The following is a 25,299-nucleotide window of genomic DNA, read 5'->3' on the forward strand; positions in this document are numbered from 1 at the left end:
TTAGCCGGTCCCAACCACATCCTGCCAACTGGGGGAACAGCCCGGTTCTCATCGGCTTTGGGGGTCTGGGACTTCCAAAAGCGGATCCAGTACCTAGAATATGACCGGGCAGCTTTGGTTCAGGACGGACCAGCTGTTACCGCCTTAGCCCGTCAAGAAGGGCTTGAGGGTCACGCCCGGGCAATCGAAATTCGAGGGAAATAATATGACTAGAACAGCAACGATTGAACGCAAGACTGGGGAAACCCAAATCAAATTAACCCTGAACCTGGACCAGGAAAGCCCCGCCAAGATTCAAACGGGAATCGGCTACCTCGACCACATGCTCAACCTCTTTGCTAAGCACGGTCGGTTTGGCCTCGAAGTCCAAGCGACGGGGGACCTGGACGTCGATAGTCACCACACGACCGAAGACATCGGGATTGTTCTGGGCCAGGCCTTCACCGAAGCACTGGGTGACAAGGTTGGGATTGACCGGTACGGGTGTCAGTTCGTACCGATGGACGAAACCTTGAGCCGGGCGGTTGTTGATTTGTCCGGACGGTCTTACCTGGTCTTCAATGCTGAATTGACGGCACCGACATTAGGGTCATTTGAAACCGAAGTCGTCGAAGACTTTTGGCAAGGCTTTGCTGATAGCTGCCGGGCCAACGTCCACATTGAGGTCTTGTACGGCCGGAATACCCACCACAAGATTGAAAGTATCTTTAAGGCGATGGGCCGGGCGATGCGCCAAGCGGTGACCATTAACCCCGCCATTCAGGGAGTCAATTCGACCAAGGGTCAGATTTAACAGAAGGGAAGTTGAGAGATGACAATTGCGATTGTAGATTATGGGGCCGGCAACATTAAAAATGTGGTTAAGGCCCTCGAGTACACGGGCCTCTCGGTCAAATTAACCGCCGACCCGGCCGAGATTATGCAGGCCGATGGCTTGGTGGTTCCGGGCGTTGGGGCCTTTGCTGCCGCAATGAAAAACTTAAATGAAAAGGGCTTGGTGGAACCAATCCGCCAGTATTCTAAGACGGGCAAGCCCCTCTTGGGTGTCTGCCTGGGGATGCAATTGCTCTTTGACTCCTCAACCGAGTTCGGTGATTCCAAGGGGCTTGGGTTGATTCCTGGCCAGGTTGTCGAACTACCTCGACAAGTTGATTACAAGGTCCCACAAATGGGCTGGAATAAAAATGAAGTTCAGTTATCAAGTCCAATTACCCGGGCCCTCGATAATAAATACACTTACTTTGTTCACAGCTATTACGCTCAGACACCGGCTCAGTATATTGCGGCTTCTGTCCGCTACGGCCAGGTCGATGTCCCCAGTGTCGTTGTCAACCAAAACGTGATGGGCACGCAGTTCCACCCGGAAAAATCCGGTGAGGATGGCTTGCAAATCTGGCAGAACTTTAAAGAAATGGTGGAAAGTCAATGATTATACCAGCAATTGATTTAATCGATGGTCAGTCGGTCCGGCTCTTCCAGGGCGACTACCAGAAGAAAACCCTGATTAATGCCAGTCCGCTAGACCAGGCGAAAGAAATCGAAGCGGCGGGCCTGCAGGCCTTGCACCTCGTTGATTTGGATGGGGCCAAGGCGGGCCGACCGGTTAACAAAGACTTGATCGAGGCCATTTGTCGAGAAACGAATTTGCGGGTCGAACTCGGCGGTGGCATTCGCACCATGGACCAGGTTGACGCTTACCTACAAATGGGGGTGAACCGGGTAATTATTGGCTCAGCAGCCTTGAAAAATCCCGGTTTGGTTAGCCAAGCGGTTGCTCAATACGGGAGCGATAAAGTTGTCGTCGGCATTGACGGTAAGAATGGTAAGGTCGCCACTGAGGGCTGGTTAGTCGAATCGGACTTGGACTTTGCGGCCATGATTGAGCAAATGGCCGCCCTAGGTGTCCAGACCTTCATCGTCACGGATGTGGCGACAGACGGTACCCTGGCTGGTCCCAACGTAACCTTGTTGGCCGCCCTACAAAAGCAGTTCCCGGCCAGTCAGATTATTGCTTCCGGTGGAGTCGGGACGATGGCTGATATCGTTGCCTTACAAGACCAAGGCATCCAAGACGTGATTGTTGGTCGGGCCCTCTACGATGGGGGCTTGGAGTTAGCAGACCTACAGGAGGTGGACCAATGACATTAGCCAAACGGATTATTCCAGCCCTGGATATTAAAAATGGCCAGGTTGTCAAAGGAACTAAGTTTTTGAACCTGAAAACGATGGGCGACCCGGTCACGCTGGCCAAGGCCTACCAAGCCGCTGGGGCCGACGAGCTGGTTTTCTTGGATATCACGGCAACTTTGGAAGACCGGGCCACGATTTTATCGGTCGTGGAAGCAGTCTCCCAGGCAGTCTTTATTCCTTTGACCGTTGGTGGCGGAATTACCTCCGTGGCAGCGATGAAGGAACTGATTGCGGCTGGTGCTGACAAGATATTTTTGAACTCAGCGGCGGTCAAGGACCCGAGCCTCGTGACGGCAGGAGCAGAACTCTTTGGCGCTCAGGCAATGGTTGGGGCCATCGATGTGAAGTGGGATGACCGGGCTGGCTTTTACCGGGTCTATGTGGCTGGCGGAACACAGGCAACCGAATTGAACGCCATCGACTGGGCCAAAGAATTGGTGGCAGCCGGGGCCGGCGAATTGCTGGTGACCAGCATGGATACTGATGGGGTCCAGGAGGGCTACGACGTCCGCCTCTACCAAGAACTAACGGCTGCAGTGGCCGTGCCTGTGATTGCCTCTGGTGGGGCAGGCACGGTCGAAGACTTTGTTGATTTGTTCCAGCAAAGCCCAACCGATGGAGCGTTGGCAGCTTCGGTCTTTCATTTACAGCAAATTAACATTCAAGACCTGAAGGCCAAATTAGCAGCAAATGAAATCGAGGTCCGCCGATGACAAAATTAGAACCTGACTTTACTAAGGCGGACCAGGATGGTTTAGTACCGGCGGTTGTCGTCGATTCTAAGACCAAGGCCGTCCTAATGCTAGCTTACATGAATGCCGAAAGTTACCGGCTAACCCAAGAGACGGGGGAAACCTGGTTTTGGTCTCGGAGTCGGCAGGAATTGTGGAATAAGGGGGCAACTTCCGGTAACCGCCAGCAGGTCGTATCACTAACGCTGGACTGCGACTTAGATACGGTTTTGCTGGAAGTGAACCCAGTTGGTCCGGCCTGTCACACGGGGGAGTATTCCTGCTTCTTTAACCTAGTACAGGAACCTACTGCCATAGACAGTCGAGAACCAAGAAAATAAATGAAGAACCGGCCCAATAACTCGGTCATAAAAAGGATGGCAACTATGGCACAACAAACATTTGAAGAACTCTACGACCAGGTTTATAACCGCAAGGTCAACCCAGCAGAAGGTTCATACACAGCCTACTTATATGAAAAAGGCTTGGATAAGATTTTAAAGAAGGTCGGAGAAGAAAGCACCGAGGTCATTATCGGTGCTAAGAACAGTAAGGAAGAATTGACCTATGAAACGGCCGACTTGCTCTTTCACCTGATGGTCCTTTTAGCTAACCAAGGAATCACAATTGATGACTTGAAAACAGAAATGGGAACACGGGTGGGCCAAAAATCACGGTTGCACGAACGACAAGATTGGCGGTCTGGTGCGATTGAAGAAACAAAGTAAATGAAGGGACCACGACTATTTTGTGGAACTAAAGGGCCGGAAGTAATAGTCAGCAAAGGAGAATGACGATGAAAAAATCAGTAGCAGCATTAGAGGCCTACCAGGCCGAGAAACCGGTCGAAACAATCAAGGCCGAATATGGTTTGGACTCATTAGCTCGGTTATCAGCCAATGAGTCTGTTTACGGACCTTCACCGAAGGTTAAAGAAGCGATTCAGGCCGCCTTGGCAACGGACCTGGGTTACTATCCTGATGGGCAAGCCACTTCACTGCGCCAGGCGGTTGCCGAACTAGACCAAGTTGCAGAAGATAACCTGGTTTTTGGGGTCGGGGCCGATGAAATTATTCAATTGCTGACCCGGGTGGTACTGGAATCCGGTCAAAACATTGTCATTCCTGATCCAACTTTTGGGGAGTACGCCATTCACGCCCAAATCGAGCAGGCAGAAACAAAAAGGGTCGCCGTTTTTCCTGAGACGGGTGGCGTTGATTTTGAAGCTCTAGCCGCTGCTGTGGACGATCAGACAGCCATGGTTTGGTTGGCAAACCCCAACAACCCAACCGGGGTCTTCGAGTCACCAACCGATATCCAGGTCTTCTTGGACCAATTGGACCCCAGTGTCGTCTTAGTCGTTGATGAAGCCTACATCGATTTTGTTGATCAAGCCGATAAGACGGTCGCCCCACTCGTTGCGGATTATTCGAACTTGGTTGTCTTGCGGACCTTGTCGAAGGCCTATGGCCTAGCCAATCTGAGAATTGGTTATGGTATTATAGCTGACCCACTTTGGACTGCGATGCAGGCGGTCCGTTTGCCTTATAACCTTTCGACCTTGCAAATTGCCGGTGGAACTGCGGCGGTTTTGGACCAAGACTACGTTCAGGGCAACATTGAAAAAATCCGGGTTGAAAGGGCTAAGTTCGAAGCCTTCTTGGCAGCTAATGAAATTCCCTTTTACCCATCCCAAGCTAACTTTGTCTGGGTCAAGGTAGGGGATGCTCCTCAAGTTGGTCAAGACCTCTTAGAAGCTGGCTTTCAAATTAACAAGCGACTCAATCCCGAATGGGTGCGAATTACACTCGGTCGTCCGGAAGAAAATGAAAGATTGCAGGAGGCTCTTTTGCAAGCCCTTAGACTAGGCGATAGTAAATAATAATTTAGAATATTGTCAATTTTCTTCGACTATTGTGGATTTTTATTGTAAACTGTGTTGATAACATTTATTTCTGAAAGGTGACTTTTATGAACAATGAACACACTTTAAAAAAATTAGTCCAACCGGTAGCCCTCTTTTTGGTTTTAGAATTAGTGATTGAACGATTAGGTATTCATAACCTGGTTAATCAGGCTTATTACAAATTTGATTTGACCCAATTCCAAGCCAACTTCGTTTTCAAGATGGGTGAACTAGTCTTGGTCCTGGTTTTGAATGCCTGGATCACTAAGCAGAAGTTTTATCTGGGGCGCCATTTTCGCTGGACCGACTGGGTCTTTTGGCTCTTGATGATTCTTCTTGTTTTGCCTTTTGTGCGAGCATCGAACGTCATGGTTGCTCTAGGAACTGGTGTGATGGGAGGTTTCTCGGAAGAATTCTTAGCCCGCGGTGTCCTCTTAGGAAAGTTCACGGACTACATTACCAAGAAGAACTATTCATACAAAAATTTGATTAAAGCTGTGGCCTATTCGAATTTGGTCTTTGCATTGATGCACTTAACCAACTTGACCCATGAACCGGTTGCTTACGTTGTCGTTCAAGTTGTCTTGGCCTTCTTTGCTGGTTTGGCCTATTCAGCAATTTACGTTCAGACGGGTAGTCTCTGGTATGCCATTGCTTTGCACTTCGTGGAAGACTTTATTCTCACGGCTTCCGAAGCAAGTAGTCAAGCGGGTGGTCGCTTTGGTGCGATGGCACTATCATTCTTTACCTTCTTTAAAATCTTGATTGTGCTCGTCTCACTTTGGTCGTGGCGGAAGAAGACCCCAGGCTTGGTAAAACAATTACAAGCCGAACAATCAGACCTGGAAAATAATTAATTGAATCAAAAAATAAGTTTATAGGTAAAAATGCTTCGGATAAGTCTGAGGCATTTTTTCATACACAAAGTCTTTTATTTTATAGTTATTTCTTAACTTTTTCATAAATGTTGCTTTTATTTCTTAATTGAGATACGATATATCCATATTAAATAAAAAGGTTCAGCATTCTGATGAAAGTCCCACCAATATTTGAACAATCAATGTGCATTATCCTGATGCTCGCAACAGAAAAAAACCATCAGCCACTTTCGGCTAGTGTTTTTAGTGACCGCCTCGGCTTATCAAAAACCTATACTCAAAAAGTTGCCAGTAAGCTCGTTAAAAGTGGCTTGGTTAAGAGTGTCGCCGGTAAATATGGTGGCTTACAGCTCAATCGAAGAATTGATGACGTAACCCTGCTCGATGTTTATCGTTCATCAGCTGGACAAGAGAAACTATTTACTATTACGGACCTAGCCGATAAAACCTTTATCGATTCGACAGTCATCCACAGTAAGCAAAGAATTCTCAGTGATTCATTAGCCAAAGCGGAACAATCATTTTTTGAAAGTTTGGCGAGCTTTAGGTTGAGTGAATTACTTGAGGATCGGGACTATCAAGATGGCTATATCGATTGGGAAGCAATCATTGAGAATGAAAGAAGATAAAAAATGACAAATAAAATCAAAATTCATGTTTTACATACGGGCTTGGTGAAGGTAGATAAGGCCTTACCGCTTCACGAAGACTATCGAAATCCATTGGCATATACTGGACTATTTCGTAGCCAAAAAAATCAAATTTTGCTACCCGTTTCGAGTTATTTAATTGAACATCCGAAGGGCTTAATTTTAGTTGACACGGGTTGGAATGAACTTGTTCGAAAGAGCCAATGGGCCGAACTCGGCCTGCAGGTTCAAATCAACAAGGCTTACTTGCCAGCCGGTTGGTCAGTGAGAGAACAGCTGGAACGATTAGGCTTCCAGGATACGGATATTAAATACTTGCTTTTGAGTCACTTACACAGTGACCACGCGAGCGGTCTGCCTTTGGTCAAAAATGCACAAAATATTTTGGTCAGTGAAGAGGAATGGCAGGCGGCCCAACGTGACAAATTAAGATACATTGCCAAAATGTGGCGAGGCGTTGATGTTCAGACCTTCAAGTTCAGCGATACTCAACTAGGACCAGCTCATAAATCATTTGATTTATTTGGCGATGGTTCTGTCCAAATGATTTTGACGCCGGGCCATAGCCGAGGTCTATCAGCAACGTTAGTGACGGGTTCAGATGGTCGGTCAGTCTTACTGGCCTCGGATACAGGCTATGCTCAAAAATCAATTCGACAAAGAATGACACCGGGAATTGCTGTTGACCGTAAATGGGCCTCAATGTCAGTTTCTTGGGTTAATCAAATGTCGCATCGCCAGGACGTAATCGAAACGATTGTTAACCATGATCCGGACATGGCACCGAAGGTGATTGAGTTACCTTATGAATAAATTTTAGCTTAAATAAAGTCTTTAATATTTACTTTTATAATGTATGAGTATTTCTTGGTATTTTTGAGGTATATAACTTGTCATGTTACGAAATTATATAATTCATTCTGAAATAATATTAAAAGGCAAATTAATTTAGTTAATCAAATTATTTTTTAGGAGAATGTTAATAAATACTAGCGATTTTTATAACGAATTTAGCTGTTATCCGGATAAAAATCTCTAAAAAAGCGAATGTTCAATGATTTTAATATTTTTAAATTTTAGTGAAAACACTGACGATTTTAAATCGTGGATGAAATGCCGTTTTATCAGCAATGTAAGCGTTTAACAAAAATTAAGTGAATGTTAAAGCTATAAATTGAATCTTTTTGAACTTTTAAATAAAAAAATCAAAAAATGATTTTTTTGACCGAAAAGTTTGATAATTTTGCTTAGATTTTTCTTATTTAGAAAAAAGATGGGGAGCTTTCTTTAACAAAGTAAACCAAGGGGGTATGAATTTACCACTCACTCTGTGAAAAAATGAACACTATCCGACAAATTGTCCGGATTGTCCTTGCATTCTCTGAGATTGTGTTATAATTGACACAATATTTAAAGCGGAATTCGAGCAAGACAAGAGAAATAGGAGAACAAAATTCATGGGCATGCGTGTTGATAATTATGTTTCACCAGAAGAACGGAAACGAGTAGATGAACGTCGAATTAAGATGTTGAAGATTTTTTCGAAGGTTGCCACTGTTACTTGTATTTTGATGTACGTCTCATACGTTCCACAAATCATTGCTAACTTTAGCGGTAATCCAGTTAATCCATTGCAACCAGCCGTTGCCATGATTAACGCAACTCTTTGGACTTGCTATGGTTGGCTAAAGACCTACAAGGATATTCCAATCATTGTTTCGAATGTCCCTGGAATCGTCTTTGGTCTTGTGACCTTGGTGACGGTTTACGTTCATTAATTTAGATGGAAGAGAATGCTGATTCTGTGTTGAAAGAATTAGCATTTTTTTGTTGCTTTTATAACTTAGCTGACCCAGAAACTTCATATCTTTTTTAAGTTGAAAATGGTAAAATATCCCTTGTCAAAAAGGAGGGTAAGTTGATGTCGCTAGCCTTACAAGACCCAGTATCAGCTTTGGCTGGTGTTGGGGAAAAGCGCCAAGCCGCATTGCGCGACTTAGGCATTTTTACAATTGAAGACTTATTGACTTACTATCCTTTCCGGTATCAAGACCTTGGTGAACGAATGCCGTCTGAAACTCTAGATGGGGAAAAAGTGACCTTTAAAGGCATTGTTTCCACACCAGCGGTTGTCCGACGCTTTGGTAAAAAATCGCAAACTGTTCTGGGCCTTTTAATTGATCGTGAAAATATCCGTGTGACTTTCTTTAACCAACCTTGGGTTGCAAAAAACATCGAGGTTGGCCAGGAGGTTGCTGTCTACGGAACTTATAATGCTAGCCGAGCGGCTTTATCGGCAATTAAATTAGTTCCAGCAACGACCAATGCACTAGACCCAATTTACCCAACTACTAAGTCTGTACGAGCGAAGACAATTGCGGACCTAGTTGAGCAGGCCTGGGGATTAATGCGGGGGCAAATGCCCAACTTAGTGCCAGCTGAATTACGGAAAAAGTACCGCTTGTTGGATAAGAACCAGCAGGTTGAATGGTGCCATTTTCCAAGTGATAAGGCAGAAGCAAAAGCGGGACGACGATCAGCAGCCTTTGAAGAATTTTTTATTTTTCAAATGCGCTTACAATTGATTAAGCAGGCCGACCAGTCATTTGGTGGTCAGGCTTTAGCCTATGATAACCAAGCCGTCCAAGCCTTTATTGATCAACTGCCATATCAATTAACCAATGCTCAAGACCGGGTAGTTGGCGAAATATTGGCTGATCAAAAGACCGCCCAACACATGAACCGCCTTCTTCAGGGAGACGTTGGTTCTGGAAAAACGGTTGTTGCCGCCATTGCCATGTATGCTACGGTGACTGCTGGCTGCCAAGCGGCCATGATGGCGCCAACTGAAATCTTGGCCCAGCAACATGCAAAGAGCCTAGCAAAACTTTTTGCTTCAGCTGGCTTGGACCTCCGGGTTGAACTGTTGACATCTGGCCTCAAGGCCGGACAACGGCGACAAATCTTAGCTGATCTTGAATCTGGTGAAATTGATATTGTCGTTGGAACCCATGCTTTGGTCCAAGACGATGTTTATTTTCATCATTTAGGATTGGCAGTAATTGATGAACAGCACCGTTTTGGGGTGAAGCAACGGTCAAAACTTCGTGAGGGTGGAATGAACCCCGATATCTTAGCAATGACGGCAACGCCAATTCCGAGAACTTTGTCGATTACGGCCTATGGTGAAATGGAAGTTTCAATAATTGATGAATTACCGGCAGGGCGCAAGCAGATTATTACCAGTCAAATGCCTAACCGGCAGTTCGACCAAGCACTGGCTTTACTACAAGCAGAACTTGCTAAGGGTGCTCAGGCTTATGTGGTGACTCCTTTAATAGAAGAATCTGAGACTTTGGATGTCCGCAACGTTACTGAAGTCTATCAAAACTTGCAAGCTGCCTTACCATCCTATACGGTCGGTTTATTGCATGGCCGCCTACCCAAAGAAGATAAGGATACCCTGATGCAAGGGTTTAAGGATAATCAGGTTCAAGTCTTGGTGGCTACGACGGTGGTTGAAGTTGGGGTCGATGTCCCGAATGCTTCAATTATGTTAATTTTGGATGCTGACCGTTTCGGTTTGGCCCAATTACACCAGTTACGAGGACGAGTTGGACGAGGTGACCGGCAATCCTATACCGTCTTGGTCGCTGACCCCAAGACTGATTACGGTAAAGAACGGCTCAAGGCCTTGGTCGATACGACTGATGGCTTTGAGTTGGCCCAAAAAGACTTGGAATTACGGGGTGCCGGTGATATCTTAGGAACCAAGCAATCTGGAATGCCAGAATTTCAAGTTGGTGATCCAGTCAAAGATTTGACGATGTTAACAATCGCGCAACAAGAAGCCTTGACGCTTGTTCGGGAACCGGGTTGGGATGAAGAAGTGGATAACCGAGCTTTGGTGGCTTACTTATCCCAAACCATGGCCCAATTTAGACACTTTGATTGAGAAGTTGTTAAAATATAATTAGTACTAGTTAGTGATGTAGGAGAAAAATTGTGATTAAGATTGCTATTGATGCGATGGGTGGGGACTTTGCCCCAGAAGAAATTGTCAAAGGGATTGAAATTGCCCGTGATCGTTACCCTGAATTAGCCTTCGAATTATATGGGACAGAAGAAGCTGTCCGACCATTGATTCAAAATTTTGATCGATTGACCTTGGTGCCAACGACCGAAGTAATTGAAATGGGTGAAGAACCAGTTAAGGCGATGAAGAACAAAACGGATTCTTCAATGGTTCGTGCTGCACAAGCTGTTAAAAATGGCGAAGCTGATGCCTTTTTCTCAGCTGGAAATACTGGCGCCATTTTGTCTTCTGCCATCTTTATCGTTGGCCGGATTAAGGGTGTTGACCGTCCGGCCTTGGCCTCAGCCTTGCCTTCATTTGGTGGTCCTAATGACTCTTTTGTCTTCATGGACTTGGGTGCTAACGCTGAAAATAAGCCAAGCCATCTTTACCAATATGGCATTCTTGGCAGCTTCTATGCTGGATCAGTGATGGGAATTAAGCAGCCTCGAGTACGCTTGTTGAACAATGGTGGCGAAGAAGATAAGGGTGACGACACCCATAAGGCTGCCCACCAGTTGATGAAGCAGACGGCTAGCTTTAATTTCTTAGGAAATGTTGAAGCTCGTGAAATTCTTGAAGGAACCGCTGATGTGGTTGTTGCTGATGGCTTCTCTGGAAATGCCACTTTGAAGGCTATCGAAGGAACGGCCATGACGATGCTTGACCAGTTAAAGAGTGCTATCAAGGGTTCAGGAATTCGTGGTATGCTTGGTGCATTGTTGTTGAAGCCTGCTTTAAAGTCATTGAAGCATGAGCTCGACTTTAACGACCAAGGTGGAGCTGTCGTTCTCGGTGTGAAGGCGCCTGTGATTAAGACCCACGGGTCAGCCAAGGCGAGTGCCGTGGCAAACTCAATGGGTCAAATCCAGACGATGGTCAAAGAAGACCTCGTTGGTAAGACAACGACATTCATTAAAGAAAACGCAGACGCCTTGAAGGCAAAGAAAATCGAAAAATAAATAATCAGCTAGGTTGTCCTTAGACGACCAAGGTTGAAGGAGTTTCGGGTAACATGGCTTTAACTAAAGAACAAATTTATGATCACTTGGCCAAAGAATCACAGGCACGTTTTTCATTGCAGGACCATCAAGTCCAACCTGAGTTGGACTTTGCCAAAGAGACTGGCGTTGACTCAATCGATGTCGTCGAATTGATTTTAGAAGTTGAAGATGAATACGATTTGGTTATTCCTGATGAAGAATTAGATTCATTAACAACCCTGCAAAAGGTTGTTGACTATGTCTATGTTCACCAGGCGTAAAAAGGCTCAAGGACGGTCGTGGTCTGAGACCAGAACTAGTAGGTCGACGAAAGACAATGGTTTCGAGAGTGAGCAGTTGAATCAAGTAGACTTGCAGGCTCTAGTGGAGAAAATATCACTGGAATTCTTCGGTCGCCCCTTTCAACATCAGGCGATTTATAATAGTCGTCTACAAACAACGGGCGGTCGCTACCATCTCAAAGATCACCATATTGATTTTAATCCGAAGATGGCCAACCGGCCTGAATTTATCGGCATCATTAAACATGAATTGACCCATTACCATTTGCACTTAGCACACCGAGGCTACCAACACCGGGACGCTGACTTTAAAAAGTTACTGGCCCAGGTTGGTGGGTCGCGGTATGCACCGAATATCAAAAGTTCACAGGCACAGCAGGGCAAGTGGCATTACCGTTGCGAACATGGTCATGATTTTTTTCGGCAAAGACGAGTTGATATTAACCGCTATCGGTGTGGTCAATGTCGGGGAAAGTTGCACTTAGTTGACCAGTTAAAGTAGCAAAAAATATCAAGTTCTGTTAAAAACAGCAATGAAAGATAAATGCAATCAAAAGGCTAGTGTAAGCGTTTGCACTAATAGCCTTTTTTTGCTATCATGAAAGTCTAGAGTAGACTTTTATCAAGGAGTTTGTGGGCATGGTTGACCAGAAAAAGAATGCAACAATTTATGATGTGGCTGAAAAAGTTGGTGTGTCTTTAGCAACGGTTTCACGGGTTGTCAACGGTAATAACAACGTGCGAGCTTCAACACGAGAAAAGGTTTTGCAAGCAATTGATGACCTTGGTTACCAACCTAATGCAGTTGCCCGAGGTTTGGCATCGAAAAAAACGACTACGATTGGTGTCGTGATGCCGGACGTGACCAACGTCTTTTATTCGGAGTTGGCCCGAGGGGTTGATGACGTTGCCCAGATGTACCAATACGATGCACTACTAACCAATACTGATGATGACCAAAATCGAGCGGTAACGGCAATTAAAAACTTATCAACTAAACAGGTTGATGGCATTATTTATATGGGAACGAAGCTAAGTTCACAGGTTTTAAAAGCGATTGAAGCCACTAACGTTCCGGTTGTCTTGGCTGGTTCAGTCGCCGCGGATGAACAATTGCCATCAGTTAACATTGATTATGTAGCAGCTTTTGAAGCTGTCACAACTAAGCTGATTAACCACGGTCACCAAAAAATTGCATTAGTTCTTGGATCTGAAGATCGGGCAATTGATCAAAGCTTTCGCCTAGTAGGGTACCAACAAGCACTTGCCAAGGCAGGCTTGGATTATGATAAAAACTTGGTCTTTGCAAAGGCCCGGACTTATGCCACAGGTCAAAATCAAGCAGCTGAGCTAGTGGCTCAGGGGGTCACTGCAGCAGTTGTCTACGATGATGAGGTTGCGGTTTCAATCTTGAACTACTACCAAGATCATGGCTACAAGGTGCCAGAGGATTTGGAAATCATTACATCGAATAATACTAATTTCTCGATTGTTTCCAGACCTGAACTATCCTCGATTAACCAGCCCAAGTACGACATTGGGGCGGTAGCGATGCGTTTATTGACTAAGTTAATGAACGGTGAAAAGCTTGAAGAGAGCCAGATTCATTTACCTTATACACTCATTAAACGGGGTTCAACCCGATAAAATCAAACACCAACCAGGAGTTGGTGTTTTTTAATTGACTTTTATTACATAAATGATTGCTATATTTCATTTGATTAGTTAGAATGAATTTAGTGAACATTAAAGGAGAAGGAATATGAAGAATATCAAAACCTTGTCACCGTTTTCACTGGTTCTATTGTTTACATCGTTTACGATGTCAATTTCCCAGTCAACGATGACAACGGCTTACCCGATTTTAATGAAACAATTTGGCATTAACGCCGCCAATGTCCAATGGGTGACGTCAGGATTTATGGTGGCAATGACCCTGGTCATGCCGCTATCGCCCTGGTTACTCGATAACCTACCATTGAAAAAACTATTGAACCTAATCGTTGGGGTTTTCTTAGTTGGAACATTTTATGCCATGGTTACACCAAATTTCATTGGCGTCGTGATTGGTCGTTTGTTGGAAGGAGTTGCAGTCGGAGCACTATTTCCAACTTACCAAGCAGTCATTATGGAAAATACGCCTAAGGATAACCGCGGAGTAGCAATGGGAACAGTTGGGCTGGTAATGGGGTCAGCCCTGGCCGTGGGACCAATCGTTTCCGGTATTGTCTTGCAATGGGGGTCATGGCGCATTCTCTTTGGTCTTTTCTTTGTAGTTCTTTTGACCTTAATCGTGACCATGCAAAGTAAAATTAAAAATACGCACCAATTGGATCCACGAAGTTTTGATTTCTTATCATCGTTTCTCTTGATTGGCTTTGCTGGAATTTTATACACAGTATCCATTTTGCCTAGTCAGGGTTGGACGCCAACATTGATTGGCACACTGATTGTTTCAATTTTATTCTTAGCAATCTTTGTGACCCGGCAATTACGACAAAAGGTGCCGTTCTTAGACTTACGGGTCTTTACATTTCAGGGATACTTACCAGCGATGCTCTTAACTGGGATGTCTTATTCGGGCTTGATTACTGCAACTGTTTTGATGCCCTTGTATTTTCAAAAGGTCTACGGCCTGGTTCCGGTCTTTTCAGGGTTACTAATGATTCCAGCAGCGGTCTTCTTGTCATCCATGAATCCTCGCGCAGGTCGAATGCTAGAAAAAATTGGACTTCGCCCACTAGTGTTAATTGGATCAACAATGATGGTTTTGGGCTACCTTGATTTATCGTTCTTCGGTACAAAGTTCTTACTGTTGGCGATTATAGGCGCCATGCTCTTGGAAGGTGGTAATGCCTTTATTATGATGCCGGCTGTGACAGCCGCCAATAATGCCTTGCCTACTCACCTGGTTTCTCATGGAACAGCAATCATAACGACCATGCGACAAGTCATTGGTGCTTTATCAATTTTAATTGCTGGGATTTTGATTGGGGTCTTCTTGAAGAACCATAGTTATGGGTCTGCGTTGAATCAGACGGCGGCTTGGTTTATGTTAATTCCTTTGACGGGCTATCTTTTAGCTAGTCGAATTAAGGGACAGAAACACGAATAAATTAAAATTAACTTTCTTTTTTTAGAAAGTAGATTTAAGATTGTTGTTTTGTTAAAAAATATCCTGGCTTTTTATTTTATTATCCCGTAAAATAGTAGGGATGAGAAAAACAGTTAAGTGGGCCTAAGACGGGCCCGTTGGAGGCAATTGTGGCAAAGAAACCGTTATTGATTGGTATCACGGGTGGATCAGGTTCAGGGAAAACAACCGTTTCCCAAGCATTAATTACGCGATTAAACGCGAACCGACCAATCCTACTCCAGCAAGATGTTTATTATCGTGACCAATCGGACAAGCCGATGGAAGAGCGAGTAAAGACAAACTATGACCATCCCGATTCAATTGAAACGGAACGGTTCGTGGCTGATTTAGAAAAGTTGTTGGAACGGCAACCCGTTGATATTCCGGTTTATGACTATGCCCAACATACACGATCAAAGGAAACGGTTCATATTGAACCTGCTGACGTGATTATTGTTGATGGGGTTTTGTTATTCAATGATGCACGTGTTCGAAACCTCTTAGACTTGAAGGTTTACGTTGATACTGATGACGATATTCGTTTTATCCGTCGTTTGCAACGTGATACTAATGAGCGTGGTCGAACAGTTGACGGTGTGATTGAACAATATTTGGCCACCGTTAAGCCAATGCATAACCAATTCGTTGAACCAACGAAGCGGTATGCGGACATCATCATTCCTGAAGGTGGCGAAAACTTCGTTGCCATCGATATGTTGATGAACCAGGCGATTGCCATGGTTATTAAAGAAGAAGCTGAATAATAAAAAAAGGTTGTCCTCGTTATTACGAGGGCAACCTTTTTTATGTGATAAGCCATGAATTAAATTAATGTAAACGGGTGCTTTCAATAACTTCACGCATCGTATCGACGACGTGTTGGGTCTGGGTTGGGAGCTTTGACCCAGCCAGGGTAAAGAGGGTATCGATAATTGTCAGTTGTGCGACTAAGGAAGACATCGATTCTGACCGGAAATTAACTTCTTCTGCCAGGGAAAGTAAGACAATATCGGCCATTTCAGCTAGCGGTGAATCGGCGAAGGAAGTAATGGCGATGAATGGGACCTGGTTATCTTTGAGCTTTTGGGCAATGAAGAGAGTATCTTCATTACGACCAGAATGTGAAATCACCACGGCCGTATCTTGTGGGGTTAATTTGACGGCTTGCATGAGCTGGATATCATAATCCGGATGGGAAATGACATCGATTGGTGTTCGTAAAAACTTATGATAGGCATTGATAGCAGCGATAGATGAGCCACCGATTCCAAAGAAACCAACCCGTTTGGCTGAGGTGAGCCATTTAACAGCTTGGTCAAGAATGGCGGGGTTTAGGGCATCACTTGTCATCAATAAAGCGTTTTGAGCCCCGGCGAAAACCTTGGTTGTGATGGCTTCGGTATTGTCAGAATCCTCAATTTCACCAAAGAGATCGACTGGTGGCTTTCGCTGATTATAGGCTGCCAGTGCAACAGAGAAGTCACGGTAAGAATGAAAACCGATTTTTTTAACAAAACGAGAGATAGAAGCTGTTGAAACACCAGTCTTTTCTGCCATGGCACCAATTGTGCCAGCAGCAGCTGAACTAGGGTCTTCTTTTATATAGGTAATTAACTTACTTTCTGTGTGGTTATACCCCTGCGGGTTTTGTCCAAGACGGACAAAAATAGAGTTTGGCATAGTTTTCTTTCTTTATTACAACGATAATACAATAGGATAACTATACCGAACTTGAAAGTAATTTTCAATTATCCCTTGCAAGATGTAAACAATTTTCATATAATAGGTCCTGTAGTTTAATATAAGAAATCAAAAAAAGAGGTAATACACATGAAGTTTGCCATGATCGGCCTTGGTAAGATGGGTCTTAACTTGGTTAAGAACGCAGTTGACAATGGTCACGAAGTTGTTGCGTTTGACTTGAACAAGGATTTTGTTGCAGAAGCTGTTGCTTACTCTGACAAGGTCGAAGGTGCTAGCACAATTGATGACATGTTGGCTAAGTTGCCATCACCTAAGGTTGCTTGGGTAATGGTTCCAGCCGGTGTCCCAACCAACTCAACAATCGATACTTTGATTGAAAAGATGGACAAGGGCGACATCATCATTGATGGTGGAAACTCAAACTACAAGGACAACTTGGAACAAAACAAGCGCACTACTGCTGCTGGTTTGAAGTTCTTCGATGCTGGTACTTCTGGTGGAATGTCAGGTGCTCGTAACGGTGGAAACTTCATGATTGGTGGAGATGACGCCCAATCTTGGAAGACAATCGAACCATTGTTTGCTTCTATTGCCCTTGAAGATGGTTACTTGTACACTGGTCGTTTGGGATCAGGTCACTACTTGAAGATGGTTCACAACGGAATCGAATACGGTATGATGCAAGCCATCGCCGAAGGTTTCGAAGTTTTGGAAGCATCTCAATTCGACTACGACTACGAAGCAGTTGCTAAGTTGTGGAACCACGGTTCAGTTGTTCGTTCATGGTTGATGGAATTGGCCGAAGAACAATTTGCTAAGGATCCTAAGTTGGCAAAGATTTCTGGCCGGATGCATTCATCTGGTGAAGGAAAGTGGACAGTTGAAGAATCACTTGATTTGGAAGTACCAGCTCCAGTTATCTACTTGTCACTTGCTATGCGTTACCGTTCATTGCAAGAAGACACTTTCACTGGAAAGGTTGTTTCAGCATTGCGTAACGGCTTTGGTGGACACGCCATGGACGCTGCTAAGTAATTTAAGATTTGATTTGAACTTGCTCCCAGAACTTGCGGGAGCTTTTTCTATGAAAAACTTATTTAAGAAGGTGCTGCCTTCTTATTAATAGGTATGCAAGGTAGGTTGTTTCCGAATAGGGGCCAACATGCCGATTTGATGGAGAAAATAATCATGAAGTATATGATTGGTATCGACTTGGGAACTACCTCTACTAAGGCAGTTTTGTTCGATGAACAAAACCAAGTGGTTGCCCAGTCCAACGTTGGTTACCCACTATATCGGGACCAGACGGACATGGCCGAAGAAGACTTAGAGGAAATCTTTGTTGCCTTCACAAATGCATTAGCTGCCGTTATCCGTAAGGCTGACTTGGCTGCTGGAAACTCGATTGCTGCTGTTTCATTCTCATCAGCAATGCACTCATTAATCGCCTTTGACAAGGACTGGAACCCATTGACTCGAGTAATTACTTGGGCCGATACCCGGGCCGTTAAGTACACTGACGAATTAAAAGAATCTGGTCAGGGGATGGAAATCTACCAAAAGACTGGAACACCAATTCACCCAATGGCACCTTTGTCAAAGGTGATTTGGTTGAAGAATGATAAGCCTGAAATTTACAACAATGCTGCCCACTACTTGGGTATCAAGGAATACTTATTCTTCCGTTTGTTCGGTGCAAACAAGATGGATATTTCGATTGCTTCTGGAACAGGGTTGTTCAACATCTTTGATTTGGACTGGGACCCACAAGCCTTGGAAGTTACTGGCTTGAAGAAGGAACAATTGCCTGAACCTGTTTCACCATACGAATACGAAACTGAAATGAAGCCTGAATACGCAACTGTTTTGGGCTTGCCAGGTGACGTACCATTCGTTTATGGTGCTGGTGATGGACCTTTGTCAAACCTTGGTGTTGATGCGGTTCAACCTGGTGTGGCCGCAATCACGATTGGTACTTCCGGTGCTATCCGTGTTGTTTCTGACAAGCCAGTTATCGATCCAAAGGGCCGGACATTTACGTACGCCTTGGATAAGGATCACTGGGTTGTCGGTGGACCAGTTAACAACGGTGGGGATGTCTTCCGTTGGGCCCGCGACAACATGTTTGATGCTGAAAAATCAACGGCCGCTTTGCTTGGCGAAGATGCCTACGATTTGATGACTGAAGTCGCTTCTAAGATTCCAGCCGGTTCAGATGGTTTGTTGTTCCACCCATACTTGGGTGGGGAACGTGCCCCAATCTGGGACGCTAATGCCCGTGGTTCATTCTTCGGTTTGAACCATTCACACACTCGTGCCAACATGCTCCGTGCGGTCTTGGAAGGAATTACTTTCAACGTCTACATGGTTTCATTGGCCTTGGAAGAAGTTGTTGGTTCATTGAAGTCAATTCAAGCGACCGGTGGCTTTGCCCGCTCACCATTGTGGCGTCAAATGTTTGCCGATATTTTCGAGCAACCAGTGACTGTTCCACAAGCCTTTGAATCAGGTGCCTTGGCAGCCGTTGTGGTTGCCCAAAAGGCCCTTGGACAAATCGATGATTTGTACGAAATCTCAAAGTATGTTGGTAAGTCAAATACTTACCAACCCGACCCCGAAAACTTCGAAGCTTACCGTGAATTAGCACCTATCTTTATTCGTTTGTCACGACAGTTGCAAACTGAATATGACAACATTGCTAATTACCAACGTAAGCATATGAAGTAGTCCTCTTAGATAAGGAGAAGAGGGTCTCGGCCCTCAAATGGATACATGGAATTCGTTATGTTATTCGTGTCCATCTTGTTGTTGTTGGTGTTAATCACACAATTCAAGTTGAACACTTTCGTTTCGTTGGTCATTACGGCCTTCGTCCTCGCCCTTCTTTTGGGCATGAACCCTGCCAAAATTCCGGATGCCGTTTTAGGTAACCAAGGAATGGGAAACATCTTGGGATCAAACGCTATCATCTTCGTCTTTGGTGGGATGATTGGTCGTTTGGTTGCTGATGCTGGTGGTTCTTACCGGATTGCTAAGACATTAATTTCTTGGTTCGGTTTGAAGCGCCTCCAATGGGCGGTTCTCTTGGCTTCATTTATCATTGGAATTTCAATGATTTTTGGAGTTGGAATGGTTTTGTTGATTCCAATCGTCTTTGCGGTTGCCATCGAAGCAAACGTTCCATTGCTTTACTTGGGTGTTTCAATGACAGCGGCTTTGTCATCTGCCCAAGGATTCTTGCCTCCCCAACCAGCACCAACTGCTGTGGCCTCACAATTGGGTGCTAACATCGGTTTGATGCTTTTGGCAGGTTTGTTTGTTGCTATTATCACGGCTGTGGTTGGTGGACCTGTTTTCACTATCTTGGCTAAGAAGTATGCGCCAGATGCTTTCCAATTCAAGGACCATATTGAAGCTGTCGGTGAAGTGAAGGAATACGATTTAAAGACTGTTCCTGGCTTTGGCTTGTCAGTTTTGACTTCAGTTTTCCCATTGGTCTTCATGATCATTGCGACAATTTACAAGTTGGTGGTTTCTGGTGGAAAGACACCAGCCCATCCTGACTCTGTTTACCAAGTAATTAATTTCTTGGCTACTCCTGCAGTGGCCATGACGATTTCATTAATCTTGGCCATCTTCACAATGGGAATCTTCCAAAAGCGCGATATGAAGACTGTTGGAAACTCATTGAATGAAGGAATGAACGCCGTTGCCGGAATCTTATTGATTGTTGGTGGTGGTGGGGCCCTTCGTGGTGTCCTTGTTTCATCAGGAATGTCAGACAAGATTGCTGACTTGTTCTCTTCATCAGGTTCAATGTCACCAGTTGTGATTGTCCTCTTTGCCTGGGCAGTGACATCATTGCTCCGAATTGCCGTTGGTTCAGCCACAGTTGCCGGTATTACTGGTGCTGGGGTTGTCCAAGGTATCTTGGCAGCCAACCCACACGGTGATCTTTTGATTGTCTTCGTGGCTTTGGCCATCGGTGCTGGTTCATTGATTGCTTCTCACGTTAACGATGCCGGATTCTGGATTTTCAAAGAATTCTTCGACTTGACGGTTAAGCAAACTTTCCAAATCTGGACAGTGCTTGAAACAGTTATTTCTGTAACTGGAATTATTGTGATCGTTATTATGACAGCGCTCTTTGTTTAAAGGGTACTGACGAACTGCTGGCTTAGGCCGGCAGTTTTTTTATTTACAGTATAATTTGATGTTTCTCTTTCACGATATATAACTATTAACAACGTTTACTAACAATTGATAACAATTATCATCATTATGGTATAATTTTAGTAAATTAAGTGGTTGAGGTGATAAAATGAAAACAATCCAAGTGTCAGCTCGTGTTGACGAAAAAATTAAAGAAGAGGCGCAAAAGGTTTTCGAACGACAAGGCCTTGACGTGGCAACAGCAATCAAAATGTTTATCACTAAGACCGCCTATGAGCAAGAAATTCCTTTGTCTGTTCAAAAGAAGGAGAACCGAAAAGAATATCCTGATGACTGGTTTAATGAAGAAAGAAAGGCTAATCGTCAGCTCATTAGTCAGTTAGCCTTTGAAAAGTCGCCCGTTCAAGACTTGGATTTAAGTCAAAAAGATGATCAGGAGAAGTTTTTAGATGACTGAAGTCATTTTAGAACAAAGCATTGTTCTGGCCAATTTAACAATAAATCAAAGTATTATCAAAATTATTATTTTGAAATTATTGACTGGCAAGAGGCTGGATTGAAAAAGAAATCTTGGATTGATACAGTTCAACTTCGACGAGTGGATAACAAATACGTTATTATCAACCTGATTGGTTTCTTATCGAAGAATGATGAAAAACGGTTTATTGAGTTCTTATCACATTTAAATTAGCAAATTCATGCAGTCTTTTAGCCAATCCTAAAAGACTGCATTTTGACTTAATTGACCCGAATTTAAATAAAATATACTTTTTATTCCAATTCTAATTGCATTTTGTCATAATTCTGGTACAATAGTGACCATTGATAGATTGACTATAAGTGGTCACTTTATAAATGAATTGGAAGGATATTATGAAATCTCATAAAATTGGTTTACTACAACTTGTTCTCTTAGGACTAGGATCATTAATTGGTTCTGGTTGGCTCTTTGGCTCGTGGGAGGCGACCAGAGTGGCCGGACCTGCTGCCATCATCTCATGGGTGATTGGGGCAGTCGTGATTGGTGTAATTGCTTACACCTATATCGAATTGGGGACGATGTTCCCGCAGTCTGGTGGAATGTCAAAGTTCGCCCAGTATAGTCACGGTTCTTTGCTTGGCTTCATTGCCTCATGGGCCAACTGGGTTTCATTGATTACTTTGATTCCAATTGAAGCGGTTGCTGCCGTTCAATATATGTCAACCTGGCCCTGGAAGTGGGCTAATTGGACCCATCACTTTTTGTCAGATGGTAAAATTACCACTCCTGGTTTGATGATTGTCTTTGGCTTTATCATTATCTTTACGTTATTGAACTACTGGTCAGTGACACTGTTGACTCGATTTACATCGGCTATCTCATTCTTAAAGATTGGTGTGCCATTGTTAACGATTTTGATGTTAACAATCTCAAGCTTCCACCCTGGAAACTACGGTTCAACTGTTCACCAGTTTATGCCTTACGGAACGGCACCGATTTTCGCGGCCACAACCGTTTCAGGAATCATCTTTTCATTTAACGCTTTTCAGACCATCATTAACTTTGGATCTGAAGTTAAAGACCCAACTAAGGATATCTCACGTGGGATCGTGATTTCTCTTGGAATTGCTGCAGTTTTGTATATCTTAATTCAATCAACTTTCATCACTGCAATTGAACCAAGTGAAATTGCTAAGTATGGTTGGCACGGAATTGACTTCCAATCACCATTTGCCGACTTGGCTATTCTCTTAGGTTTGAACTGGTTATCAATCTTGCTTTATACAGATGCCTTTGTTTCACCATTTGGAACCGGAGTTTCATTTGCCGCTTCAACTGGTCGTGTCTTAGCCGCCATGGCTTCTGATAACCACATTCCTAAGTACTTAGGAAAGATTAACGATAAGTATGGTATTCCACGAATGGCCATGGTTACCGATGCCATTCTCTCAATGTTGATGGTTTCAATCTTCCGGTCATGGGGAACCTTGGCTGCCGTGATTTCAACGGCAACTTTGATTGCTTACTTGACTGGCCCTGTGACTGTGATGTCATTGCGGAAGATGGCGCCAGACTTCAAGCGTCCCTTTGAATCAAAGGCGATGAAGTTTATGGCCCCATTGGCCTTCGTCTTGGCTTCATTGGCAACATACTGGGCTATGTGGCCAACGACTATCGAAGTTATCTTGATTATTATCTTAGGTTTGCCATTCTACTTCTTCTACGAGTGGAAGATGGGCTGGTCATTTGACCGAACTAAGAAGCAAATCAAGGGTGCTTCGTGGTTGCTTTGGTACCTAGTTGCCTTGTCAATCGAATCATACATCGGTTCCCACGAATTTAATGGAATTGGCTTGGTTAAGTATCCATTAGACTTCGTAATGGTCATCATTGTGGCCTTGGCCTTCTATGTTTGGGGTCGGTCATCACACCTTGTTACAAGACATTTCAAGCGTGCCGAAAAAATTAACGACACCGTTGAAATGGACTAAACGAACATTAATTGATTATTAAAGGAAAAGAATCGTTAAAACGGTTCTTTTTTTTGCTTTAAAAAATAATCATCCTGGTTAAGATAGGGTAAATGAGAAGGTGATTTATTGGCTATTGTTGTTGAATAAAGGTGTTTGACATTTAAATGAGAAAATGCTAATATTTTACATAGATTAATAACTATTGAAAGCGGAGTGGATTATGACAGAAAAAAAAGGAACGGGTTGGTTCCGCCGTGCTGATCCTGCGGCGTTTGAACAAAGTGATGCCCATCTACAAAAAACATTAGGTGTGAAGGAAATGTTGGCCTTAGGAGTTGGAACGATTGTTTCAACTGCCATCTTTACTTTGCCAGGTATTGTTGCGGCTAACCATGCGGGGGCAGCGGTAACGTTGTCATTCGTTGTGGCAGCGATTGTTTCTGGATTGACGGCCTTCGCCTATGCAGAATTTGCTTCTGCTTTGCCTTTCGCTGGTTCAGTTTATTCATGGGCTAACGTTGTCTTTGGTGAAGTCTTCGGTTGGATTGCCGGTTGGGCCTTGTTGGCTGAATACTTCATCGCCGTAGCCTTTGTTGCATCTGGATGGTCAGCAAACTTTAAGCAGTTCCTATCAAACTTTGATTTGGCACTGCCAAAGGCCTTGAATGGATCATTTGCTGCCGGTAACGGTGGTGTAATTGATTTGTTCTCACTTTTGGCCGTTTTGATTGTGGCAACTTTGCTTTGGAAGGGAACTAACTCAACTGCTAAGGTTGAAAATACCTTGGTTGTCTTGAAGGTCCTTGTTATCTTGATTTTCATCTTTGTTGGAATGACAGCTATCCATCCTGCAAACTATTCACACTTTATTCCAGCCCATAAGGCCGGAACAACATTTGGTGGTTGGCAAGGAATTTCAGCGGGTGCTTCACAGATTTTCTTGGCTTATATTGGTTTCGATTCAATTGCGGCTAACTCAGCCGAAGCTAAGAATCCACAAAAGACCATGCCTCGTGGAATTATTGGTTCATTGATTATTGCCACTGTTTTGTTTGTTAGTGTTTCTTTGGTTATGGTTGGTATGTTCCACTATACTCAATATGCTAACAACGCTGCTCCTGCTGCCTGGGCCCTTGAACATTCAGGACATCCTTGGGTCTCAAACTTATTATCAGTTGTTGCCTTAGCTGGTATGTTTACCGCCATTATCGGAATGATGTTGGCTGGCTCACGTTTGATTTACGCCTTTGGTCGTGATGGCTTGTTGCCAAAGTTCTTAGGAGACGTTAACGGTAAGGGATTGCCTAACAATGCTTTGCTTGTTTTGACAGTGATTGCCGTTTTGGTTGGTTCAGTCTTCTCATTCAACGAATTGGCTGGCTTGATTTCAGCTGGAACTTTGATTGCCTTTATGATGGTTTCTCTTGGGGTTTATGCCCTCCGTCCACGTGAAGGTAAGGACTTGCCTGTTCCTGGCTTCAAGATGCCATTCTACCCAGTTTTGCCTGCTCTTGGCTTCCTGGGTGCCTTGTACATCTTCTGGTCATTGGACATCGAAGCTCGTCTCTATGCCGGTGGTTGGTTCATTCTTGGTTTGATCGTTTACGCTATTTATGGTTCTCGTCATTCAAAATTGAACAAGTAATTCTTTCAATGTAAATATTATTAACAAAAAGCTCGGCGAAAGCCGGGCTTTTATTGTATAATGATTAAAAATACATTAGAGAAAGAAGAGAGTATTATGTCGAATAATTTAGATATATTAGCTCAAGAAGACCAAAACCGCAATGAGGCTGCCCGCATTAAGTATTTTGACTTAGTGGTTGACTCTGCTCAGGGGGCGAAGGTTACGGATGCCGATGGCAAGACCTACTTGGATTTGCTCGCTTCGGCCTCTGCCATTAACTTCGGTCATTGCCATCCCAAAGTAGTGAAGGCTATTCAAGACCAGGCTGCCAAATTAATTTTGTATACGCCGGCTTACTTTGCCAACACGAAGACTGCTGAACTATTGGCAAAGTTGGTGGAAATCACCCCTGGTGATTTTCCGAAGAAGGCTGCTTTAGGGAACTCGGGGTCTGATGCTAACGAAGCCATTATTAAAGTGGCACGAGCCT

At 44.1% G+C, this 25,299-nt stretch carries 27 protein-coding genes; 26 read left to right on the forward strand and 1 reads right to left on the reverse strand.

Annotation, left to right across the window (positions count from 1 at the left end; genetic code table 11):
- The 19 genes from AOQ29_RS07890 to udk form a co-directional block, all read left to right on the forward strand.
- A partial coding sequence (locus tag AOQ29_RS07890; RefSeq protein WP_242977382.1) for a histidinol dehydrogenase occupies nt 1–204 on the forward strand: 204 nt, incomplete at its 5' end.
- Nucleotide 205: 1 nt separating this feature from the next.
- On the forward strand, nt 206–793 hold the full coding sequence (hisB, locus tag AOQ29_RS02845) for an imidazoleglycerol-phosphate dehydratase HisB (protein ID WP_061993037.1): 588 nt from the start codon (nt 206–208) through the stop codon (nt 791–793).
- Between the two features lie 18 nt (nt 794–811).
- Nucleotides 812–1,429, forward strand: a complete 618-nt coding sequence (gene hisH, locus AOQ29_RS02850) for an imidazole glycerol phosphate synthase subunit HisH (protein ID WP_061993038.1) — start codon at nt 812–814, stop codon at nt 1,427–1,429.
- Entirely contained in the window at nt 1,426–2,142 is a 717-nt protein-coding gene (hisA, locus tag AOQ29_RS02855; protein WP_061993039.1) for a 1-(5-phosphoribosyl)-5-[(5-phosphoribosylamino)methylideneamino]imidazole-4-carboxamide isomerase, read from the forward strand. Before hisH ends, hisA begins: the two co-directional genes overlap by 4 nt.
- The gene (gene hisF, locus AOQ29_RS02860; RefSeq protein ID WP_061993040.1) at nt 2,139–2,903 is read left to right on the forward strand and encodes an imidazole glycerol phosphate synthase subunit HisF; all 765 of its coding nucleotides are present in this window, start codon (nt 2,139–2,141) and stop codon (nt 2,901–2,903) included. The genes hisA and hisF overlap by 4 nt, the downstream gene beginning before the upstream one ends.
- Nucleotides 2,900–3,262 (forward strand): phosphoribosyl-AMP cyclohydrolase, encoded by a 363-nt coding sequence (gene hisI / locus AOQ29_RS02865; RefSeq protein WP_061993041.1) that lies wholly within the window; start codon nt 2,900–2,902, stop codon nt 3,260–3,262. Before hisF ends, hisI begins: the two co-directional genes overlap by 4 nt.
- 45 nt (nt 3,263–3,307) lie before the next feature.
- On the forward strand, nt 3,308–3,649 hold the full coding sequence (gene hisE, locus AOQ29_RS02870) for a phosphoribosyl-ATP diphosphatase (RefSeq protein ID WP_061993042.1): 342 nt from the start codon (nt 3,308–3,310) through the stop codon (nt 3,647–3,649).
- Between the two features lie 68 nt (nt 3,650–3,717).
- Entirely contained in the window at nt 3,718–4,803 is a 1,086-nt protein-coding gene (hisC, locus tag AOQ29_RS02875) for a histidinol-phosphate transaminase (RefSeq protein WP_061993043.1), read from the forward strand.
- Between the two features lie 89 nt (nt 4,804–4,892).
- The gene (locus tag AOQ29_RS02880) at nt 4,893–5,684 is read left to right on the forward strand and encodes a CPBP family intramembrane glutamic endopeptidase (protein ID WP_061993044.1); all 792 of its coding nucleotides are present in this window, start codon (nt 4,893–4,895) and stop codon (nt 5,682–5,684) included.
- Nucleotides 5,685–5,857: 173 nt separating this feature from the next.
- The gene (locus tag AOQ29_RS02885; protein WP_061993045.1) at nt 5,858–6,334 is read left to right on the forward strand and encodes an Rrf2 family transcriptional regulator; all 477 of its coding nucleotides are present in this window, start codon (nt 5,858–5,860) and stop codon (nt 6,332–6,334) included.
- 3 nt (nt 6,335–6,337) lie between these two features.
- The gene (locus tag AOQ29_RS02890; RefSeq protein ID WP_061993046.1) at nt 6,338–7,168 is read left to right on the forward strand and encodes an N-acyl homoserine lactonase family protein; all 831 of its coding nucleotides are present in this window, start codon (nt 6,338–6,340) and stop codon (nt 7,166–7,168) included.
- A 650-nt stretch (nt 7,169–7,818) separates the two neighbouring features.
- The gene (locus AOQ29_RS02895; protein ID WP_061993060.1) at nt 7,819–8,133 is read left to right on the forward strand and encodes a SemiSWEET family transporter; all 315 of its coding nucleotides are present in this window, start codon (nt 7,819–7,821) and stop codon (nt 8,131–8,133) included.
- A gap of 143 nt (nt 8,134–8,276) precedes the next feature.
- Nucleotides 8,277–10,310: an ATP-dependent DNA helicase RecG gene (gene recG / locus AOQ29_RS02900; protein ID WP_061993047.1), complete on the forward strand. Its 2,034-nt coding sequence runs from the start codon at nt 8,277–8,279 to the stop codon at nt 10,308–10,310.
- 53 nt (nt 10,311–10,363) lie between these two features.
- On the forward strand, nt 10,364–11,392 hold the full coding sequence (gene plsX / locus AOQ29_RS02905; protein WP_061993061.1) for a phosphate acyltransferase PlsX: 1,029 nt from the start codon (nt 10,364–10,366) through the stop codon (nt 11,390–11,392).
- A 53-nt stretch (nt 11,393–11,445) separates the two neighbouring features.
- Nucleotides 11,446–11,694, forward strand: coding sequence for an acyl carrier protein (locus tag AOQ29_RS02910; protein WP_061993048.1), 249 nt, complete (start codon nt 11,446–11,448; stop codon nt 11,692–11,694).
- A gap of 76 nt (nt 11,695–11,770) precedes the next feature.
- Nucleotides 11,771–12,217: a SprT family protein gene (locus AOQ29_RS02915; protein ID WP_061993049.1), complete on the forward strand. Its 447-nt coding sequence runs from the start codon at nt 11,771–11,773 to the stop codon at nt 12,215–12,217.
- 137 nt (nt 12,218–12,354) lie between these two features.
- The gene (locus AOQ29_RS02920; protein WP_061993050.1) at nt 12,355–13,362 is read left to right on the forward strand and encodes a substrate-binding domain-containing protein; all 1,008 of its coding nucleotides are present in this window, start codon (nt 12,355–12,357) and stop codon (nt 13,360–13,362) included.
- 115 nt (nt 13,363–13,477) lie between these two features.
- Nucleotides 13,478–14,830: an MFS transporter gene (locus AOQ29_RS02925; RefSeq protein WP_061993051.1), complete on the forward strand. Its 1,353-nt coding sequence runs from the start codon at nt 13,478–13,480 to the stop codon at nt 14,828–14,830.
- 149 nt (nt 14,831–14,979) lie between these two features.
- Nucleotides 14,980–15,615: a uridine kinase gene (gene udk, locus AOQ29_RS02930; protein WP_061993052.1), complete on the forward strand. Its 636-nt coding sequence runs from the start codon at nt 14,980–14,982 to the stop codon at nt 15,613–15,615.
- Between the two features lie 64 nt (nt 15,616–15,679).
- On the opposite strand, the gene AOQ29_RS02935 is transcribed toward udk, so the two are convergent.
- Nucleotides 15,680–16,531 (reverse strand): MurR/RpiR family transcriptional regulator, encoded by an 852-nt coding sequence (locus AOQ29_RS02935; RefSeq protein ID WP_061993053.1) that lies wholly within the window; start codon nt 16,529–16,531, stop codon nt 15,680–15,682.
- A gap of 150 nt (nt 16,532–16,681) precedes the next feature.
- On the opposite strand from AOQ29_RS02935, the gene gnd reads away from it, so the two are divergent.
- The 7 genes from gnd to AOQ29_RS07895 all read left to right on the forward strand — a co-directional run.
- Nucleotides 16,682–17,590 carry a phosphogluconate dehydrogenase (NAD(+)-dependent, decarboxylating) gene (gnd, locus tag AOQ29_RS02940; RefSeq protein ID WP_061993054.1) on the forward strand — a complete coding sequence of 303 codons (909 nt, stop codon included), beginning with the start codon at nt 16,682–16,684 and terminating at the stop codon, nt 17,588–17,590.
- Nucleotides 17,591–17,743: 153 nt separating this feature from the next.
- The gene (gntK, locus tag AOQ29_RS02945) at nt 17,744–19,282 is read left to right on the forward strand and encodes a gluconokinase (RefSeq protein ID WP_061993055.1); all 1,539 of its coding nucleotides are present in this window, start codon (nt 17,744–17,746) and stop codon (nt 19,280–19,282) included.
- Between the two features lie 45 nt (nt 19,283–19,327).
- A complete protein-coding gene (locus AOQ29_RS02950; RefSeq protein ID WP_061993056.1) occupies nt 19,328–20,710 on the forward strand; it encodes a gluconate:H+ symporter in 1,383 nt (460 codons plus the stop codon).
- 166 nt (nt 20,711–20,876) lie between these two features.
- Complete coding sequence (locus AOQ29_RS02955) at nt 20,877–21,185, forward strand: type II toxin-antitoxin system RelB/DinJ family antitoxin (protein ID WP_061993057.1); 309 nt, start codon at nt 20,877–20,879, stop codon at nt 21,183–21,185.
- Between the two features lie 416 nt (nt 21,186–21,601).
- Nucleotides 21,602–23,200: an APC family permease gene (locus AOQ29_RS02960; protein ID WP_061993058.1), complete on the forward strand. Its 1,599-nt coding sequence runs from the start codon at nt 21,602–21,604 to the stop codon at nt 23,198–23,200.
- A 202-nt stretch (nt 23,201–23,402) separates the two neighbouring features.
- Nucleotides 23,403–24,827, forward strand: coding sequence for an APC family permease (locus tag AOQ29_RS02965; protein WP_061993059.1), 1,425 nt, complete (start codon nt 23,403–23,405; stop codon nt 24,825–24,827).
- 96 nt (nt 24,828–24,923) lie between these two features.
- On the forward strand, nt 24,924–25,299 hold a 376-nt coding region (locus AOQ29_RS07895), incomplete at its 3' end, for an aminotransferase class III-fold pyridoxal phosphate-dependent enzyme (protein WP_242977383.1).

This window comes from Fructobacillus ficulneus, from assembly GCF_001047075.2.
Lineage (GTDB): Bacteria > Bacillota > Bacilli > Lactobacillales > Lactobacillaceae > Fructobacillus > Fructobacillus ficulneus.

Bases quoted from the DNA above. Each gene is read 5' to 3' on its own strand.
- gnd (WP_061993054.1), top strand. From the start codon at position 16,682: ATGAAGTTTGCCATGATCGGCCTTGGTAAGATGGGTCTTAACTTGGTT.
- hisF (WP_061993040.1), top strand. From the start codon at position 2,139: ATGACATTAGCCAAACGGATTATTCCAGCCCTGGATATTAAAAATGGC.
- hisE (WP_061993042.1), top strand. From the start codon at position 3,308: ATGGCACAACAAACATTTGAAGAACTCTACGACCAGGTTTATAACCGC.
- AOQ29_RS02885 (WP_061993045.1), top strand. From the start codon at position 5,858: ATGAAAGTCCCACCAATATTTGAACAATCAATGTGCATTATCCTGATG.
- AOQ29_RS02960 (WP_061993058.1), top strand. From the start codon at position 21,602: ATGAAATCTCATAAAATTGGTTTACTACAACTTGTTCTCTTAGGACTA.
- AOQ29_RS02895 (WP_061993060.1), top strand. From the start codon at position 7,819: ATGCGTGTTGATAATTATGTTTCACCAGAAGAACGGAAACGAGTAGAT.
- AOQ29_RS02965 (WP_061993059.1), top strand. From the start codon at position 23,403: ATGACAGAAAAAAAAGGAACGGGTTGGTTCCGCCGTGCTGATCCTGCG.
- recG (WP_061993047.1), top strand. From the start codon at position 8,277: ATGTCGCTAGCCTTACAAGACCCAGTATCAGCTTTGGCTGGTGTTGGG.
- AOQ29_RS02950 (WP_061993056.1), top strand. From the start codon at position 19,328: ATGGAATTCGTTATGTTATTCGTGTCCATCTTGTTGTTGTTGGTGTTA.
- AOQ29_RS02935 (WP_061993053.1), bottom strand. From the start codon at position 16,531: ATGCCAAACTCTATTTTTGTCCGTCTTGGACAAAACCCGCAGGGGTAT.
- hisI (WP_061993041.1), top strand. From the start codon at position 2,900: ATGACAAAATTAGAACCTGACTTTACTAAGGCGGACCAGGATGGTTTA.
- AOQ29_RS02925 (WP_061993051.1), top strand. From the start codon at position 13,478: ATGAAGAATATCAAAACCTTGTCACCGTTTTCACTGGTTCTATTGTTT.
- hisA (WP_061993039.1), top strand. From the start codon at position 1,426: ATGATTATACCAGCAATTGATTTAATCGATGGTCAGTCGGTCCGGCTC.
- hisB (WP_061993037.1), top strand. From the start codon at position 206: ATGACTAGAACAGCAACGATTGAACGCAAGACTGGGGAAACCCAAATC.
- AOQ29_RS02880 (WP_061993044.1), top strand. From the start codon at position 4,893: ATGAACAATGAACACACTTTAAAAAAATTAGTCCAACCGGTAGCCCTC.
- AOQ29_RS02910 (WP_061993048.1), top strand. From the start codon at position 11,446: ATGGCTTTAACTAAAGAACAAATTTATGATCACTTGGCCAAAGAATCA.
- AOQ29_RS02955 (WP_061993057.1), top strand. From the start codon at position 20,877: ATGAAAACAATCCAAGTGTCAGCTCGTGTTGACGAAAAAATTAAAGAA.
- gntK (WP_061993055.1), top strand. From the start codon at position 17,744: ATGAAGTATATGATTGGTATCGACTTGGGAACTACCTCTACTAAGGCA.
- hisH (WP_061993038.1), top strand. From the start codon at position 812: ATGACAATTGCGATTGTAGATTATGGGGCCGGCAACATTAAAAATGTG.
- AOQ29_RS02890 (WP_061993046.1), top strand. From the start codon at position 6,338: ATGACAAATAAAATCAAAATTCATGTTTTACATACGGGCTTGGTGAAG.
- hisC (WP_061993043.1), top strand. From the start codon at position 3,718: ATGAAAAAATCAGTAGCAGCATTAGAGGCCTACCAGGCCGAGAAACCG.
- AOQ29_RS02920 (WP_061993050.1), top strand. From the start codon at position 12,355: ATGGTTGACCAGAAAAAGAATGCAACAATTTATGATGTGGCTGAAAAA.